The organism is Bacteroides stercorirosoris, from assembly GCF_900142015.1.
Lineage (GTDB): Bacteria > Bacteroidota > Bacteroidia > Bacteroidales > Bacteroidaceae > Bacteroides > Bacteroides stercorirosoris.
Map to the genome: position 1 here is coordinate 12,807 of NZ_FQZN01000011.1, position 18,534 is coordinate 31,340.

Consider the following 18,534-nt stretch of genomic DNA (forward strand, 5'->3'; position numbering starts at 1 on the left):
TTATTTTACTCGTTTTAACAAAGAAATTACCATTTGTCGGACTTCAATATATTCTTCTAATTTCAGTTTCTCATAAATTGCAACAGATAATACAAACCCAAGCAGACATTGCATCGGAAGAAGAATATACATAGAAATATCTAATAGAGAAAGACACCACATAACTGCAGCTGTAACAAAAGAAACTCCAAAAGTGGGAAGTATATCTTCTATTTGATCTTTTGTAGGATAGTTTATCAAATCTGCCGAATAAAAACTATTCAAAAAATATGCAATAAATGAAGTAAAAACACTCCCCCAAAGCATATATTCAATTCCATAAAATATTCCAATAATTATGGGACCAACAGCTATTATTTTCTTTAAAATTTCTAGTTTAAGAAATAAATCAGAACGCCCTTTGACTTGAAGTATATTCAAATTAATAGCATGGAGTGGATAAAGCATACCAGCAAAGCAAATAATTTGAAGAAAAGAAACTGCCATCAACCACTTTTCACCAATTAAAATTACAATTAGTGGCTTAGCAACCGCTGCCAATCCTAACATACAGGCAAATGTTACTAACATCGTTACTTTTATCACTTTACGATAGGCTTGCTTCAATCGTTCAGACTCATCTTGCATAGAGCTTAAAACAGGATAGCTCACACGCTGAACAACAGATGTCAAATTACTAGAAAATATGATATTAAATTGTTGAGCACGAGTATATTGTCCTAGCTGAGCGGAGCTATAAAAACGACCAATAATGATATAATAAATATCCTTATAAATTGTATTTAACAGCCCTGACAAAAGAAGTTTAGATCCAAAACCAAACATTTCTTTAAAACTCCTCATTGAAAATTCCCAAACCGGACGCCAATGGCAAAATGTCCAAAGAAATAAAGTATTCAGAAGTTGCCTGGATAATTGCTGTCCTACTAAACTCCAAACTCCCATTCCATAGAAAGCCATACCAATACCAACAATACCGCTGAATATAGAGGATATTAAAGAAACCTTAGTCTGAACCTTAAATTCTACATTCCTAATGAAAATAGTCCGTGGAATAATTGCTAGAGCATTAATTATAAGCACCCATCCAATAACCCGAGTTACTTCTACCAAAACGGGTTCTTTGAAAAAATCACTAATAGCCGGAGAAATTGCATAAAGCAAAATATATAAAATAATACTTACAAACAAATTAAAATAAAACACAGTATTATAATCAATCTGTTTGATCTCTATCTTACGAATCAATGCATTAGAAAAGCCACTATCAATAATAGAATTTGAGACTGCTATAAATATGGCAATCATAGCCATTATTCCATACTCTGCAGGAGATAACAACCGAGCTAAAACCAATCCTACCAGAAAAGTAATTCCTGAATTTGCTATATTATCAACAAAACTCCAAGCAACTCCCTTGACGGCTTTATTTTTAAGAGAACTAGACACGAAAAGTTAATTTTAAGTCTAACCTTTACACGAATGTAGTTAAATTATTAACTGATATAAACACTTGACATCTTGCAACCAAAAGACGTTTACAAGTCATCATAACCACACACAATACTTTACTGAATATATTATAGAAATTCATTCACAGTTCTCAATAAACAATAGAAACCGGGGATAGGAACGCCTGAGGGTGATTTATTGATTTATATTTATTATGCGTAGAATACAGACGCTCCAAACAAAATCCCCGGTTATTTTTTACTAATCGACATATTCCCATGGATAGGGATTCTCTTCCATATTACGAAGTTCTTCAGCAGCCTCAACCTGTTCGGATGTAAGAGAAGTCTGTCCCCACCCATCCACAATCTTACGGGCAGTCTGCAACAAAGCTTCTTCATAAGTCTCACCATAACAATAGGTCAACAGTCTGACTTTAAGCAAGGAGTCCGGAAGCCCTTCCAAAACGTCACAAGCACGTACAAGAATCTCTTGCTTCTTCTGCTCCTTATCACCATAATTGTATATAGTGGCATTGTAGCCCATCAGAAGAGCCAGACACAAATTGGCCTCTTCTTCGATATCGGAACTTTTTACAGCAAAAAGAGAATCGGATTTTAAGAGAACATCCTTATTCTGACGACAAAAGTCATCAGAATAAAGAGGCTCACCATCCATGCCGAGATACATTAAAGTATGGGCGGCATGCTGAAGCTCAACAGCACGAGAAAGTAAAGAATTCATTTTATAATTGAGATGATATTATTTTATAAACTTTAGATAGGATTTGGGTACTTTGACGCTTGCAATCAAAACTCCCTTGATACGGATAACCACATAAGTTTTGTTAGCTTCTGTAGCAACCTCACCTTCAATGCCACTAAAATCCCCCTTGACAACTTTCACTTTATCTCCAATAGCAAAAGGTTCGTTATCAAAATTAACCCCATCAGGATTCAAATCCATCACAAACATGAAGTCTTCCATCTGCTTATCAGGAACAACCAGCATGGAATGAGTAAATAGATCCTTCATGTAGAAAAGCTGGACATTATAAACATTGGATATGTCGCAAGCGGTTTGTTTAGTAGCACGGATGAAGATTAAATTTCGGATAACAGGAACCTCACTACGTTTACGGCGATACTTCAGTTGTGATATCACAATTCGCGTGGGAAGATAACAGTCAAGATCCAGCTTCTCTTCGGACTTAAGCTTATCTAAGGATTTTCGGACAGCAAACTCTTGTTTGTCACGAGTACGGGCAGCAAACCAATATTTTTGATTTTCAATCACTTGCAAAAAGAGAATCGAGGATTTTACTATAGTTCCGGGTGCGCTTCGCGGTTTGAACGAGACATATTCTCTTTCAAACCGTAGCAAATAGATATTTCGACTTAATACGTTATAAACGAAGATATTAAATTCAAAAAATCGTTTTTTAATCGTTCGTTTAATAGACAACACGATCATGCCTTCAACATGAAATTTGAAATCATAAAAATGAGAGGATATTAAATATATATATTATTAATATTATCACATTGATTACTAATAATATAACTGACAAAAAATGAAATAATAGAAATATTTTTATTAAACATCTTGCACGTTCGAAAAATACCCCTTATCTTTGCGCCCATTAAACGAACGTTTTTTAAACACCCCCTATTTTTTACTATACCATTCTAATTTACTGCATATTACATCTACCAAAAAAGTTTTTATTTCATTTTATTCATCATCCCCTATCCTACATATTAACAATCATAGTATCTTTGCGCCCTTATTTACAAATTAACTGTTTTTAATTAAATAATTTTTCAAAATGAGTAAATCAAAAAAAACGCTGTTAAAAGCGAAGAAACAGGGTTAGTAAAACCAAGTGAACAGAACAGGCAATCCTCTGAACAAGCGGAAAATAAACCACACAGAGGCCGTCCTAAGGGTAAAAAGGTTAAAGGAATTAACAATAACCAAGAAAGTATGCTGGGAAATCTTTTGGATGGATACATCGAGGGTAATTTCTACGTTGGAAACAATGAAAAGATTCCACCCGAAAAACTCGAATTAGCCCCGTTCATAGAACGCATAGCGGAAACCAAACTCTTCCTAAATGATGACGGAACCCCTATGTCAAAGAGCACTTTAACCAAAATGGCAGAAAAAATGTGGCAAAAGGATAAAAGAGTCAGACACAACGAAAAACATAAGGAGAAATCACCCTCCAGAAGAGGCAGGAATTAAAAAGATACTGTCAAAACAGCAAGACCTACCTTTGCCCCCACGTTAACAAGACCAAGTCAGACTTCAATGAGATGCCGCTTCCTCTTATGCGAAGCGACATCTTTTTTTATGCTATGGCATGGGCTTGAAAACGTAACCAACATTATTATTAATTAAATATATCGTAAGATGAAAAGACACGAGTTCAAAAATCCGGTTCCAGTCCGTGAAAGAATGACAGAAAAATGGAAAAAACGGTTCATGTTCGAAAAGGGGTATTCCGAAGAATGCGCAGAATGGTCAGCACAAAGATTGATCGACCTCATTGACCACATGCAGTACGGCTACGCCCTTATTGCCTTTTACAAACAAGGCATAACCTTTAAAATGGTAAAAGCAACCCTCATACCTTATGAAAGTTTCTTTCACCGATTCTATGAAATGGAACGCATAGAAAGTACTGTAATTTACTGGGATGTAGAATCACAGGGTTGGAGAAGTTTCCAGTTGGAGAATTTATTGGACTGGAGCCCCGTCTGCTAATCATTAATTACTAATCGTTTAATCACTAAAGAAATGGCAATGAATTGTACAGGGGTACTATATTTCCCCATAACTATAAGTATGCTCGAAGGAGTAGCAACAGAATTGATAGAAGCCCGCTTCGGACTGAAAGGAGTAGCGGCATTCATAAAGCTGCTTGGCAAAATTTATAAAGAAGAAGGGTATTACCTGGTGTGGAACAAAGAGCAGTGTATGCTCTTTGCCCACAAATTAGGGAACGAGCTATCGGACGAAGAAATGCAGGAAATCGTAGAACTTCTGATAGCGAAAGACATATTCGATCGGAAAACGTATGAGGAACATCATGTATTGACATCCGTACATATCCAAAAGGTATGGCTGGAAGCTACCAAACGCAGAAAACGAGACTTGAATCCCTTCCCTTATTTCCTCGTAGAAACCAAAGTTTCTAAAAACGGGAAAGAAGAAAATGAGGTACAGGATGTATTGTTTCCATCCGAAAATGCATGCAATTCCGGACAAAGTAAAGAAAAGGAAAGTAAAGAAAAGAAAAACACTCCCCCTCTAACTCCCCAAGGGGAGAATGGAGGAGAGAGAACGGAGGGGTCTTCTTTTGAAATTCCGGGTTATGCCTACAACAAAAAAACGCATAATCTGGAAGGATTAATACTGGAACTGAAGCAGCTGCATATTGTTGACCGAGATGAGTTGAAAGCGATTCTAAAACTTTCCGATTACGGACGGTTGGGAGGCTATGTGTTTAAAGTTATTGGGAGCACCCGGTGGAGCACTGTGATGGCAAAAGGAAAATACATCATCGCCGCACTGAGAAAAGAGCGCACCGGAAACGGCTGATAATCAACCCAAACAACTGCAATTGCCAGGCTACACCCTTTCGTCCGGATGGTGTAGCCCTTTGCCATAAAGGGTGTAGCCATAAGGGGAAAAGGGTGTAGCCATCCTGAAAACTTAAATAAGCGACATATATTGCTGCCGGAACCACAGTTCAAAAACAGGGTCTGCAAAGGTAAAAATATCAGATTTTTTCTCTATAAAATCACGTTCTACAAGAATTCGTTTATTACGGGTGATAGTCTGAGGATTCCCCAGCCCATATTTACTAACCACAGCTGCTGCATTGAGTTGAGATTCTCCGTCAGCCACCGCACGCAACATGGCAACCTGTGAAGCAGTCAGATTCTCCGTGTCCGAGATAAACATAGGCATATTGGTATCTATCAACATCCGGAGTTGACACTTCAGAATTTCATCTGAAACGCTCACAGGCGTAGCCGTCCATACAAAAAATGAATATTGCTGAACATACCATGAATGACATTTCACCGTTTCGCAAATATATGCAGCCTGTTTCTCCGTAATCTCCTTTCCTGTTTTCCGGAAAGAATGGATGATAAACGGTATCCATTCTTCTTCGGCTATTTTCTGGAGGAAAAGCACCTGACCGAAACGATAAAACGGATTGGAGGAATTATTGAAGATATCCAGCATCATGTGGCGTTTGCTACCGTAAAAACAATACGAAACGTGATGCTGAGTCTGCCATACTGAGCGCATCTTCCCTTCTAACGACTGATAAGAAGGAAACAGGGCCAATTGCTGAAATTCATCAATACAGACAATGATATGTATTTTCTTTGCTTCAGCCAATTTTTCCGGCAATGCCAGTATTTCCATCACCCGCTTATCTTCAAAGCCCAATTTCAAATCAAGAGATAACGTCTCGCTCATATTGTCCTTCAAAGTTATGCTGGGAGTTACACCGGTAAGAAAATGTTTCACGTCTTCCAACCGTTTTTCCCATGTAGAAGAAGCGCATGAAATAACTTCACGGGCAAAGGTCTGAAGAAATTCAGCTTCCGTTTTCACACTGAAAGCATCGATGAAACAAATGCGCACTTGCTTATTTTCTTCTTTCAATTCATCCATCGCCACCTTCACCAGTGAAGATTTTCCCCAACGCCGGGGAGATATCAACATCACATTAATACCGGCAGAGAGAAACTCTTTTAAACGTTGCCTGTCTTCCACCCGATTGACAAAACTATCTTTATCAACCAATGTTCCATACTGAAAAGGTGATTTCATTTTTATATCCTCCAATTATTCAATAGGCAAATATACAAAATATACATCAACGTATTATACCTAAATGTATAACATTGTATCTTTTTTATTTATATTTATAGAAATCCATGAGGTTCGATGGAGCTTATTGAAGCATTCAAGAATAAGTGTAAGATGACTCCAAACGGCTATATGAGTATTTTGTAAAGAAGCCTCATTTGCTCTTGTCTGATAGAAAAGCGTTCTTATTAAGATTAATTAAAACAGTAAATGGTATACCTTTCAATAATGAAGCTAAATTTGTAACAAATAATCAAAATAAAAGATGAAAATCTATGAGTAAAACATTCAATATCTATTGCGATGAAAGTACACATTTGAAAAACGACGGACATCCATATATGCTTTTAGGCTATGTTAGTATCGCATATCCCCAGATAAAGATGGCTAAAGAGCAAATCAAAGCTATTAAGGTAAAGTATAACTACGAAGGTGAATTAAAATGGACTAACGTTCATGACGCTACATTTCCGATGTATAATGAGTTCATCAAATATTTCTTTACAACAGATATGAAATTCAGAGCTGTAGTCGTAGACAAATCTCAAATAGATGAGACTCGCCCTGAATATACTTTCAATGATTTCTATTTTAGAATGTACTATCAACTCTTGCATCATTTATCTAACATGGAGAATGAATATAATGTCTTTTTTGATATCAAAGATACATGTAGTCATAAGAAGCTCCATACATTACAAGATATTTTAAAATGGAACTCTTCTATCAGACACTTTCAGTTTATCCGTTCTCATGAAAGCTATTTTGTGCAGTTGGCAGATATATTAATGGGAGCCATTAACTATAATCTCCGAATTGAAAAAGGTGATGTGGAAGGTAAAGTTATGGCAAAAAGAAAACTTGTTGATAAAATTCAAGAGCACGCAGATATCTCTTTAAACAGAACAACGCCACTATCAAAGAAAAAATTTAATCTATTCTTTATCTCACTAAAATAATAGTTATGCCTTTTAATCTACTGAAAAAATATCCGGAATTACTTGAAATTCTACACATGAATGAGCATCAACGTAAAGAATCTCTTATGAGAATCTACAAAAGAGATATAGAAGATAATCCAAATTTCAAGTTCAGAGAGAAGCAAATCTATCCGATCAAATCAGACGGAGCAGCTGATATGGGGCGACAATTTACGCACCTGACTTGCGAAGAGGCACAAGAAACAGATGAGAATGGTAATTTGCTTCCAGCTAAGCGAGTTTTTGAAAAAGACCGTTCTCAACGATTGCATTGGATCAATCATCACATTCAAGAATTGTCTTCTGAAAATATAGAAGTCTTCAGCGTGACAGAACGTGATCAGAAAAAACGTTGCGATATTACCAAAACATATGTTTACGATAAGAAAGAGAAATATGTGATAGTTCTCGAATGCCAAAGAAAAAGCTCTTATTACTTATTAACAGCCTATTACCTGAATAAAGAGTATGCAGAAAAAGGCATAAAGAAAAAGATGAAGAAGCGTTTACCGAATATTGAATAAAAAACGCAGGGCTCAGATTTATATCAAGATAAACCGAGCCCCGAAACTCCTTCTATTTATAGATGAGCGTTGCAAATATACGCTGATATATTTAAATATACAACATTTTTTGCACCATGATTGTTTATTTAACACCTTGAAATAATCATATTAAGAATGAAAAAAATAGCGGCTGACTCACAAAGGGAGTCAACCGCTACTAAATATTAATATAAAACGCTTTCTCGATTAGAGAGCACCTACTTCTTTCAATGCAGCGTTTGTTCCGTGAACAGCCTTAGCGCTGGCAGCGAATTTTTCTTTTTCGTCAGCAGTCAGTTCCAGTTCTACGATCTTTTCGATACCATTCTTGCCCAGGATAACGGGAACACCGATACAAAGATCAGATTCACCATATTCGCCTTCCAGCAATACAGAGCAAGGAATCATCTTCTTCTGATTGTGGATGATAGACTCAACAACATAAGCTCCTGCCGCACCCGGTGCATACCATGCAGAAGTACCCAGTAACTTAGTCAGAGTAGCACCACCTACCATAGTAGAAGCTACCACTTCGTTCAGTTTTTCTTCGCTCAACAGTGTGCTGACCGGTTGTCCTTTGTATGTAGCCAGGCGAGCCAACGGAATCATAGTAGTATCACCATGGCCACCGATAACCATACCTTCCACTTCGTTTGCATTGCAACCCAAAGCCTGAGACAGGAAATATTTGAAACGAGAGCTGTCCAAAGCACCACCCATACCGATAACACGGTTCTTAGGCAAGCCCAAAGATTTCAATGCCAGATAAGTCATTGTATCCATCGGATTAGAAATAACTACAAGGATAGCGTTGGGAGAATATTTCAATGCATTTTCAGCAACTGTCTTCACGATACCGGCATTCACACCGATCAACTCTTCACGAGTCATGCCCGGCTTACGGGGAATACCTGATGTGATAACGATAACGTCAGAATTTGCAGTCTTCTCATAATCGTTGGTGCAACCTACAATAGTGGTATCAAAACCCAACAATTGAGCTGTCTGCATCATATCCATTGCTTTACCTTCAGAAACGCCTTCTTTCACATCCAGCATTACCACTTCGTCAGCCACTTCATTAAAGGCCAACACATTAGCGCATGTAGCACCTACGTTACCTGCACCTACTACGGTTACTTTTGACATAATCTTCTTTTTTTTGTTTATACGTGTAATAAAGTTGCGACAAAAGTACAACGACATTCGTAATTAAAGAAATTTTTCCGTAATAATTTTAGTTAAATGATTATTTAGTTAAGGATTGGTGATTAACGATTGACGATTAATGCTTATTTTTGCGGCGGAATAGACCTAACCCTATTTTACACACCTATTATTAGTAGAGAATATGGCAAATAATAAAAATAAGCTGTTGATTATTGCAGGTACCGCATTAGTATTAGCGCTAATTGGCGTTACCGTATTATTACTGTCCGAGAAACAAACCAATAAAGAGCTGGTACAGGAATTCCAATTGGAAAAAGAGGACTTGGAAAATGAGTACACTACCTTTGCGCAACAATATGATGAGCTGAAACTGACCGTCTCCAACGACTCCCTATCCATATTGCTGGAACAAGAGCAAACAAAGACCCAACGCTTGCTCGAAGAGTTGCGTACCGTAAAAAGCAGCAATGCCAGCGAAATACGACGTCTGAAAAATGAACTTGCCACACTACGTAAAGTAATGATAGGGTATATCAACCAGATAGATTCATTAAACCGGCTTACCGCCCACCAAAAAGAAGTGATTGCCCAAGTAACGCAGAAGTACAACGATGCTTCCCGCCAAATCAGCAACCTGTCGGAAGAAAAAAAGAATCTGAACAAAAAAGTCACCCTTGCCGCTCAGCTGGACGCCACGAACATCCACATACAGGCTGTGAACAAACGGGACAAAACGGCAAAGAAGGTGAAAGACGTAGTGAAGTTCAAAATAGGATTCACCATCGTCAAGAATATCACTGCCGAAACAGGCGAGCGTACCCTCTATGTCCGCATCACTAAACCGGACAATGACGTACTGACTAAAAATCCCGCCAATACATTCCCCTATGAGAATCGTGAGCTGGGATATTCCATTAAAAAGTACATTGAATACAACGGTGAGGAGCAAAATATAACCGTGTACTGGAACGTAGAAGAGTTTCTGTATGCGGGTACTTATCGGGTGGATATCTTCGCGGACGGAATGCTCATTGGCTCGCAGTCATTCACATTGGACTAAAAAAGTTTAAATAATTTTGAGGTTTCACTGAAAGCCTATACATTTGCATCGTTGTTTATGCAATTGTTGTTGCATCATAAGCAGTGTTTTAATCACCTTAATTAATGTATAGATACGATGAGAAAGTTCTTCTGTTTCATTTGGTTGGTATGTCTGACCTTCTCAGTCGGTGCACAAGAGATTTTGAGTCTCGATAGTTGCCGTGCATTGGCAATTGCCAATAACAAAGAACTGCTGATAAGCCAGGAGAAAATAAACTCCGCGCATTATCAGAGAAAAGCAGCGTTTACCAACTACCTCCCCGACATTTCCGCCACCGGTGGATATATGCGCACTCAAAAAGAAATTTCACTGTTGAGCAATGCCCAAAAGGGTGCTTTAGGTTCTATGGGAACCCAAGTGAGCGGTGCTATGCAAAGCGGCATACAAGGCATACTGACGCAGCATCCCGAATTGACGCAGAATCCTCAATTCATGGCGTTGATTCAGGCATTGGGCAACGTAGATGTGGCCACTCCGCTGAACGGACTCGGAAACTCTCTCGTCGATGCATTCCGCACAGATACCCGTAATATGTATGCAGGTGCGCTCACGCTGACGCAACCGCTGTATATGGGTGGCAAAATACGCGCTTACAATAAAATCACCAAATATGCCGAAGAACTGGCACGCCAGCAACATGACAGCGGTCTGCAAGACGTAATCCTCAGTACCGACCAGGCTTACTGGCAGGTGGTATCGCTCGCCAGTAAAAAGAAGTTAGCAGAAGGATACCTGAAATTATTGCAGAAACTGGAAAGTGATGTAGACAAGATGATTACCGAAGGTGTAGCCACCAAAGCGGACGGTCTGTCGGTAAAAGTGAAAGTGAACGAAGCGGAAATGACGCTGACCAAAGTGGAAGACGGACTGAGTCTATCCAGAATGTTACTATGCCAACTATGTGGCCTGGATCTTTCCTCCCCTATCACCCTGACGGATGAACGCGAAGATGATCTCGGTCCCAGCCCGGTAGCTGCCAATGGAATAGATTTGAATACTGTGTATGCCACACGCCCGGAAGTACGTAGCTTGGAACTCGCCACGGAAATTTACAAGCAAAAGATAAATGTTACCCGCTCCGAATATATGCCTTCGTTGGCCTTGATGGGTAGTTATATGATGACGAATCCTTCGGTTTTCAACGGCTTTGAAAAGAAATTCAAAGGAATGTGGAATGTAGGGGTTGTGCTGCAAGTACCTATCTGGCATTGGGGTGAAGGCCTGTACAAAGTGAAAGCTGCCAAAGCGGAAGCCCGCATCGCCCAATACCAGTTGGACGACGCCAAAGAAAAGATAGAACTCCAGGTTAATCAGTCCGTCTTCAAAGTGAACGAAGCTGCCAAGAAGCTGGCAATGGCGGAAAAGAATCTGGAAAAAGCGGACGAAAACCTGCGCTATGCCACCCTCGGATTTGAAGAAGGAGTGATAGCCGCCAGCAATGTACTTGAAGCACATACAGCCTGGCTTTCCGCCCAATCAGAAAAAATAGATGCACAGATTGACGTGAAACTAACCGATATTTACCTGAAAAAGGCAGTGGGAGAATTAAAAATCAGGAATTAAAAGGTGAGAGTTCATAAATCATAGAGCTAAGTTCATAAATCATAAATCTGAAATCATAAATCATAAGATGGATACCAAATCACAAAACAGTAACATGCTACTGGCGTTCTTAACGCTGACAGGCGTCATTGCCATCGTAGCCGTAGTCGGTTTCTTCATGTTGCGTAAAGGACCGGAAATCGTACAAGGGCAGGCTGAGGTCACGGAATACCGTGTATCGAGCAAAGTGCCGGGACGTATCCTGGAATTCCGGGTGAAAGAGGGACAAAGCGTACAGGCCGGAGATACGCTTGCCATACTGGAGGCTCCGGATGTATTGGCAAAGCTGGAACAGGCACGCGCCGCAGAAGCTGCCGCACAGGCACAGAATGAAAAAGCACTGAAAGGTGCCCGCCACGAACAGGTGCAGGCTGCATTCGAGATGTGGCAAAAAGCCAAAGCAGGACTTGCCATAGCCGAGAAGTCTTACAAACGTGTGAAAAACCTTGCCGACCAGGGAGTAATGACAGCACAAAAACTGGACGAAGTTACAGCGCAACGGGATGCTGCCGTGGCTACCGAAAAGGCTGCCAAAGCCCAATATGATATGGCCAAAAACGGTGCTGAGCGCGAAGACAAAGCTGCCGCCGCCGCCATGGTGGACCGTGCAAAAGGGGCTGTGGCCGAAGTGGAATCTTATATCAAAGAGACTTACCTGATAGCACAAACCGCAGGGGAAGTCTCTGAAATTTTCCCCAAAGTGGGTGAATTGGTAGGAACCGGCGCACCGATCATGAATATTGCCATACTGGATGATATGTGGGTGACCTTCAATGTCCGCGAGGATTTATTGCAGGGGTTGACCATGGGTACGGAATTTGAGGCTTTCGTTCCGGCACTGGATAAGAACATCCGGTTGAAAGTGAATTATATGAAGGATCTCGGCACGTATGCCGCATGGAAAGCTACGAAAACAACCGGACAGTTTGATTTGAAGACTTTCGAGGTGAAAGCGCTGCCACAGGAAAAGGTGGAAGGACTACGTCCGGGAATGTCGGTGATATTAAAGAAATAAAGAGAATCACCACAGATTACACAGATAAGCACAGATTTCGATATTGATAAGTAAGTCTGTAATGATCCGGAAAATCTGTGGTATAAATCATTTGAACGTGAGAGATAAGAAATACATAGCCTTGTGGAACGTCATAAAACGGGAATGCCGACGGTTGGTTTCCCGTCCGCTATACCTGTTTTGCATGGTGATAGCGCCACTGTTTTGCTACGTGTTCTTCACCACACTGATGGACTCGGGACTTCCCGTCAATATGCCCGTAGGTGTAGTGGACCAGGACATGACCTCCACTTCACGCCAATTGGTGCGCAACCTGGATGCTTTTGAGCAAACCGCCGTTGTTGCCCACTATCCTACCGTGAACGAGGCCCGCACCGCCATGCAGAAAGGCGAAATCTATGGTTTCTATTATATCCCGCAAGGTACTACCGCCAAAGCGCAATCCCAACGGCAGCCAACCGTTTCATTTTATACCAACAATACCCTGCTCATCGCCGGTTCGCTGCTCTATAAAGACATGAAGATGATGAGCGAATTGGCATCGGGAGCCGCTGCACGCACCACTCTTTACGCAAAAGGCGCTACCGAAGACCAAGCCATGGCATTTCTGCAACCTATCGTCATCGACACGCATCCACTGAACAACCCGTGGCTGAACTATTCCGTATACTTGTGCAATACTTTTGCACCGGGTGTACTGATGTTACTGATTTTTATGATAACGGTTTACTCCATCGGAGTGGAAATAAAAGACCGCACAGCCCGCGAATGGCTACGCATGGGAAATAACTCTATTTATATCTCCCTTGCCGGAAAACTGTTGCCACACACAGCTATCTTTTTCCTGATGGGGATATTATACAACGTGTACCTGTACGGTTTTCTTCATTTCCCCTGTAATAGCGGTATCATCCCAATGCTGCTTGCCACCCTCTGCTTGGTGCTGGCTTCGCAAGGCATGGGCGTACTCATGATAGGAACTTTGCCCACCCTACGCCTGGGATTGAGTTTCGCGTCACTCTGGGGAGTGCTTTCGTTCTCCATGTGCGGACTCTCGTTCCCCGCTATGGCCATGCATCCCGTACTGCAAGGGTTGGCCAATCTGTTCCCGTTACGCCACTATTTCCTGATTTATGTAGATCAGGCGCTGAATGGCTATCCGATGATCTATTCATGGATAAACTACGTGGCATTGCTCATTTTCATGATGCTTCCTTTCCTCATTGTGCATCGGCTTAAGGGAGCGTTGGTTTACTATAAATACGTGCCCTAATGAAACATCTGACGTTCAAACAGAAAGTAGTACAAGGTATCCACGATTTATTCTATATCTGGGTACGGGAATTCCGCACGACCTTCCGCGATCAAGGCGTGCTCATCTTCTTTGTGCTTGTCCCGTTGGTATATCCGCTGATTTATGCTTTCATCTATACAAATGAAACGATACGTGAAGTGCCTGCCGTTGTGGTAGATAACTCCCGCAGTTCGTTAAGCCGCGAATATCTGCGCAAGGTGGATGCCAGCCCGGAAGTGAAGATTGTGGCATATTGTGCCGACATGGAAGAAGCCAAACTGATGCTGAAAGACCGTCTGGCTTATGGCATCATCTATATACCTGCCGAATTCAGTGACGACATTGCGCGGGGAAAACAGACTCAGGTCAGCCTGTTCTGCGACATGAGCGGATTGCTGTACTATAAATCCCTGCTGAATACGAACACGAGTGTATCACTGGACATGAATGCAGACATAAAGATACAGCGTGCAGGCAACAGTACCGACCGTCAGGATGAAATCACCGCATATCCGATAAGATATGAAGATGTCACTCTTTTCAACCCGACGAATGGTTTTGCCGCATTTCTGATACCTGCCGTACTGATACTGATCATTCAGCAGACCTTGCTACTCGGTATCGGACTTTCCGCCGGAACTGCACGCGAACACAACCGGTTCAAAGATCTGGTGCCCATCAACCGTCATTACAACGGGACGTTACGTATCGTTTTCGGCAAAGGTTTGAGTTACTTTATGGTGTATACCCTTGTATCTGTCTACGTACTTTGTGTAGTACCTCGCTTGTTCAATCTTATTCAGATAGGTCAGCCGGGTGTACTAAGTCTCTTTTTGTTACCCTATCTGGCTGCCTGCATTTTCTTTGCCATGACAACTTCGATTGCCATACGCAACCGGGAAACCTGCATGTTGATATTCGTCTTCACATCCGTGCCTTTGTTGTTCCTTTCAGGTATTTCCTGGCCGGGTGCGGCAATGCCGGATTTCTGGAGATATTTTTCTTATATCTTCCCGTCTACTTTCGGCATCAATGGCTACGTACGTATCAATAGCATGGGGGCTACGCTCAACGAAGTGGCCTTTGAATACCGCGCTTTATGGATACAGGCAGGCATCTATTTTCTGACAACCTGCTGGGTATATCGCTGGCAGATAATCCAAAGTCGGAAGCATGTGATTGAAAAGTATAAGGAATATAAGAATAGGCAAGAGTCATAAATAAGCTGCTTGCTTTTGCCATAGGCGTGGCACAACATTGCCATGCCTATGGCAAAACATTGCCACGCCTATGGCAAGACTGTGCCAAAGCGATGGCAAGACTGTGCCACTTCGATGGCAAGGCTGCGTCACTGTATGAATTCCGTCAACGGGTAATATGTTTCTTAATCAACGGATATAATACTTCAGCATAACGCATAAATCCCAAGTCAGTGAAATGAACTCCATCAACAGTCGCTTCGCCATCATGTCCGATCATATCTTTAGAAGACAGAAAATAGATATTCTTTTCACCTTTTTTCTTTAGCGACTGGAAAATAGCTGCAATTGTTTCATTCTTGGCTTCCACTTCCCGCGCAATATTTTTATTAAAACGGGAATGAGGGAAAATAGGATCTTCTACAAAAAGAACAGGAGTATCGGGATGCTTAGCGCGAATGATTGAGTAGAACTTTTCCGCACGTTCTTTCATCTGCTCTACCGTAGCATTAGGCAAAAAGTCAAGAACAAACATGGAAGCATCAACCGAAGCCGCAACTTCAGCTATCTCCAAATCGAGTAAAGCATTGCCACTAAAACCCAAATTGATGCATTCACGATTGAGCCAACGTTCAAGAATATTGGTATGAGCCATGCCCGGACGGGAGGCGCAACCACCCTGCAGAATACTGGTTCCATAAAAAAGAACCGGTTTCCTACGTACCGGCAAATCAACCGCCGGCCGGTCAAGCGTCGAAAGACTATCTACGCCGATAGCCAAAGACGTGACACCGTCATATAAAGAAAGGTATAGAAGATATTCCCTTTCCTCAGGGTCCATGTTTTTCACAATGGTTGCCTCATTCACTTTGCCTTGCGGCCGTCCGCTACCGGCAAATATCCACTTACCGTCTTGCAGGCAGTAAAGGTCGAGTCCTTTGATACCCGTAGGTGTCATGTGGTTCATACTCATATTGTTCCTGACCTCCCATTTTGCCGCAATGCAAGTGGAATTAGAGCGGAAACGTAAAGCAAGTCCGGCACTGTTTCGTCCCAAATTCCAAAGAGGCTTACGGGAAATGTGCTCCAAAGAATCCGGAAGACGTTCATAACGAGTAAGAGTAGCTTCCGTCGCTTTACCCAAAAGAGGAAAAGCGGAAGCATCGTGATAAAGAATCTGGGCATGACTTGACGCAGCCAGCAACAATCCCATAATAAAAGCTTTGGTTCTCATGATGATATAGATATTAAGATGATTCAAAGGTACGTTGAAAAACAACATTCCTCAACAGTTTCACATCAATTAACAAGCAAGAGAGCTATCATTTACGAAACATTCGTAACTTTGGAGGAAAACTACAATATTATGAAACGACTTTATTCTCTGCTCAGCTGTTTGCTACTGTGCCTCTGTTGCACCGTCCAAGCCAAAAACAAAGTGATTGAACAACCTCCGTTCATTGTCAGTAACACCACTTCTATCGAGGTCAGTCAGATCGACATCAGTGATACGGCTACTGTAGTACACATCTATGCCAAGTATCGGCCTAAGAACTGGATAAAAATCGCTTCGGGAAGTTACCTGAAAGATAATAATGGAGAGACTTATCAACTGCGTTCAGGCATAGGTATCACACCGGACAAAGAATTCTGGATGCCGGAATCAGGCGAGGCTGAGTTCCAACTGGTATTTCCTCCTCTCCCCGATTCTGTAACCTCTGTTGACTTCACAGAGGGGGCTGATATAGAAAATGGATTCAGCATCTGGGGAATACAGGTGAAAGGTAAAAAACTGCCGAAACTGATGTTGCCGAAAGAAGCCATTATACATAAAGCGGATGCCAAAGCTGAATTGCCGGAACCGGTCATCGGATACGGCAAAGCCATATTGAAAGGCAAATTACTGGATTTCTATCCCGGTATGCCTACCCCGATCACTCTGGTGGCATGGGAAAGCGCCAAAGGGGACTTATCAGAAAATCAGATAGACATTCAATCGGATGGAAGTTTCAGCAAAGAAGTGCCGTTGACAAACAGTACGCCATGTTCGATATACATATCCGGCAGCAAGCCACTCCAAATTTTTATGGAACCGGGACAAACCACCGAAGTATACATCAACTTGCGCGAAATTTCCCGCCGCCAATCCAAGTTCCATAAAGACGAGAAGCCTTATGGAGAAGTCATCTATGTGAATGGTCCCTTGGCTGCCATAGTACAAGACCTGAATCAGGATATGCCTGATACGAACATACAGGAAAAAGTGTATAAGAATACAAAGAATTTCGCCGGAATAGGCATTGATGCGTATAAAGAGCGGATACTTGAACTTTCTGCAGAAGCGCAAGCAGAAATAGACAAACTCCCATGCGGTCAGGCAACACGCCAACTGCTCACCACCAATAATAAACTGTCCACAATCGGATTATTGCGCTTCGCAGCAAGCACACTGACATCTGCTGCTATCAGCGCCAATCAGGTGACCCGGGAAGAAGCGCAGAAATACTATCAGGAACTTGCACAGAAAGTACCGGCCGATTATATTCCCAACGCAGACTTTGCATTGCTAAATAACCCGCAGGCAACTTTCTCCAGCCAATACGTAAACATCATAACCGGCTACTACCGCCAAAGTGATGAATTTGCCAAATCATGGGGAACGGACAGCGGTATCTTTTTCGATATTGCCCGGGCTATTCCTCTTTATCAAGGTATCAAGAACTTCACTCCATTGACGGAAGAACAGAAGACAGCACTAAATACCCTGCCCACCGCTTATCAGGAGATGCTGACTGCCGCCAACAATCAATTGTTAGCGAAAATCGAGGCCAATAAGAAAAAGACCGGATTCACGGTAAACGAAACCGGAGAGGTCAGTAATGAAGATCTTTTCGCCTCCATCATCAGCAAGTTCAGCGGTAAAGTACTGTTAGTTGACTTCTGGGCTACCTGGTGCGGTCCATGCCGCATGGCCAATAAGGCAATGGTTCCCATGAAGGAAGAATTGAAAGACGAAGATATTGTATACTTGTACATCACCGGTGAAACCTCTCCATTGAAGACGTGGGAAAACATGATTCCCGACATCCACGGTGAACACTACCGGGTGACAGCCGCCCAATGGGATTACCTGGGTAAGAGCTTCAATATTTCAGGCGTTCCTACCTATCTAATTATCGACCGGGAGGGAAACGTCAAATACAGACAAGTGGGTTTCCCCGGAGTAAATACGATGAAAGAGGAGCTCCTAAAGGTTATTCACACTAATTAACTTGCTGT

At 41.6% G+C, this 18,534-nt stretch carries 17 protein-coding genes; 11 read left to right on the forward strand and 6 right to left on the reverse strand.

The window, feature by feature from the left end:
- The 3 genes from BUC01_RS09690 to BUC01_RS09700 all read right to left on the reverse strand — a co-directional run bounded on the left by BUC01_RS09690 (position 1) and on the right by BUC01_RS09700 (position 2,748).
- Positions 1 to 1,449 (reverse strand): lipopolysaccharide biosynthesis protein, encoded by a 1,449-nt coding sequence (locus tag BUC01_RS09690; protein ID WP_025835380.1) that lies wholly within the window; start codon positions 1,447 to 1,449, stop codon positions 1 to 3.
- Positions 1,450 to 1,713: 264 nt separating this feature from the next.
- The gene (locus tag BUC01_RS09695; RefSeq protein ID WP_025835381.1) at positions 1,714 to 2,196 is read right to left on the reverse strand and encodes a UpxZ family transcription anti-terminator antagonist; all 483 of its coding nucleotides are present in this window, start codon (positions 2,194 to 2,196) and stop codon (positions 1,714 to 1,716) included.
- Positions 2,197 to 2,214: 18 nt separating this feature from the next.
- Positions 2,215 to 2,748 (reverse strand): UpxY family transcription antiterminator, encoded by a 534-nt coding sequence (locus BUC01_RS09700; protein ID WP_025835383.1) that lies wholly within the window; start codon positions 2,746 to 2,748, stop codon positions 2,215 to 2,217.
- 690 nt (positions 2,749 to 3,438) lie between these two features.
- On the opposite strand from BUC01_RS09700, the gene BUC01_RS09705 reads away from it, so the two are divergent.
- From BUC01_RS09705 to BUC01_RS09715, 3 genes are all read left to right on the forward strand, one after another.
- Positions 3,439 to 3,699: a hypothetical protein gene (locus tag BUC01_RS09705; protein ID WP_025835117.1), complete on the forward strand. Its 261-nt coding sequence runs from the start codon at positions 3,439 to 3,441 to the stop codon at positions 3,697 to 3,699.
- A gap of 168 nt (positions 3,700 to 3,867) precedes the next feature.
- On the forward strand, positions 3,868 to 4,221 hold the full coding sequence (locus BUC01_RS09710) for an SH3 beta-barrel fold-containing protein (RefSeq protein ID WP_025835118.1): 354 nt from the start codon (positions 3,868 to 3,870) through the stop codon (positions 4,219 to 4,221).
- A 33-nt stretch (positions 4,222 to 4,254) separates the two neighbouring features.
- Entirely contained in the window at positions 4,255 to 5,058 is an 804-nt protein-coding gene (locus tag BUC01_RS09715) for a DUF4373 domain-containing protein (RefSeq protein WP_073313548.1), read from the forward strand.
- 114 nt (positions 5,059 to 5,172) lie between these two features.
- On the opposite strand, the gene BUC01_RS09720 is transcribed toward BUC01_RS09715, so the two are convergent.
- A complete protein-coding gene (locus BUC01_RS09720) occupies positions 5,173 to 6,309 on the reverse strand; it encodes an AAA family ATPase (RefSeq protein ID WP_025835121.1) in 1,137 nt (378 codons plus the stop codon).
- 314 nt (positions 6,310 to 6,623) lie between these two features.
- On the opposite strand from BUC01_RS09720, the gene BUC01_RS09725 reads away from it, so the two are divergent.
- Entirely contained in the window at positions 6,624 to 7,307 is a 684-nt protein-coding gene (locus tag BUC01_RS09725) for a DUF3800 domain-containing protein (RefSeq protein WP_025835123.1), read from the forward strand.
- A gap of 5 nt (positions 7,308 to 7,312) precedes the next feature.
- Complete coding sequence (locus BUC01_RS09730; RefSeq protein ID WP_025835125.1) at positions 7,313 to 7,852, forward strand: hypothetical protein; 540 nt, start codon at positions 7,313 to 7,315, stop codon at positions 7,850 to 7,852.
- Positions 7,853 to 8,080: 228 nt separating this feature from the next.
- Here the strand turns inward: BUC01_RS09730 and mdh are convergent, their stop codons facing one another.
- Positions 8,081 to 9,022, reverse strand: coding sequence for a malate dehydrogenase (gene mdh / locus BUC01_RS09735; protein WP_007210525.1), 942 nt, complete (start codon positions 9,020 to 9,022; stop codon positions 8,081 to 8,083).
- Positions 9,023 to 9,224: 202 nt separating this feature from the next.
- On the opposite strand from mdh, the gene BUC01_RS09740 reads away from it, so the two are divergent.
- The 5 genes from BUC01_RS09740 to BUC01_RS09760 all read left to right on the forward strand — a co-directional run bounded on the left by BUC01_RS09740 (position 9,225) and on the right by BUC01_RS09760 (position 15,276).
- The gene (locus tag BUC01_RS09740; RefSeq protein ID WP_025835128.1) at positions 9,225 to 10,103 is read left to right on the forward strand and encodes a hypothetical protein; all 879 of its coding nucleotides are present in this window, start codon (positions 9,225 to 9,227) and stop codon (positions 10,101 to 10,103) included.
- A gap of 117 nt (positions 10,104 to 10,220) precedes the next feature.
- A complete protein-coding gene (locus tag BUC01_RS09745; RefSeq protein WP_025835130.1) occupies positions 10,221 to 11,708 on the forward strand; it encodes a TolC family protein in 1,488 nt (495 codons plus the stop codon).
- A 67-nt stretch (positions 11,709 to 11,775) separates the two neighbouring features.
- Entirely contained in the window at positions 11,776 to 12,762 is a 987-nt protein-coding gene (locus BUC01_RS09750) for an HlyD family secretion protein (protein ID WP_025835132.1), read from the forward strand.
- Between the two features lie 61 nt (positions 12,763 to 12,823).
- Positions 12,824 to 14,035 (forward strand): ABC transporter permease, encoded by a 1,212-nt coding sequence (locus BUC01_RS09755; protein WP_073313549.1) that lies wholly within the window; start codon positions 12,824 to 12,826, stop codon positions 14,033 to 14,035.
- Positions 14,035 to 15,276, forward strand: a complete 1,242-nt coding sequence (locus BUC01_RS09760) for an ABC transporter permease (protein ID WP_073313551.1) — start codon at positions 14,035 to 14,037, stop codon at positions 15,274 to 15,276. The genes BUC01_RS09755 and BUC01_RS09760 overlap by 1 nt, the downstream gene beginning before the upstream one ends.
- A 145-nt stretch (positions 15,277 to 15,421) precedes the next feature.
- Here the strand turns inward: BUC01_RS09760 and BUC01_RS09765 are convergent, their stop codons facing one another.
- Positions 15,422 to 16,489, reverse strand: a complete 1,068-nt coding sequence (locus tag BUC01_RS09765; protein ID WP_073313648.1) for an SGNH/GDSL hydrolase family protein — start codon at positions 16,487 to 16,489, stop codon at positions 15,422 to 15,424.
- 132 nt (positions 16,490 to 16,621) lie between these two features.
- On the opposite strand from BUC01_RS09765, the gene BUC01_RS09770 reads away from it, so the two are divergent.
- Positions 16,622 to 18,526 carry a TlpA family protein disulfide reductase gene (locus tag BUC01_RS09770; RefSeq protein ID WP_073313646.1) on the forward strand — a complete coding sequence of 635 codons (1,905 nt, stop codon included), beginning with the start codon at positions 16,622 to 16,624 and terminating at the stop codon, positions 18,524 to 18,526.
- Positions 18,527 to 18,534: the final 8 nt, after the last annotated feature.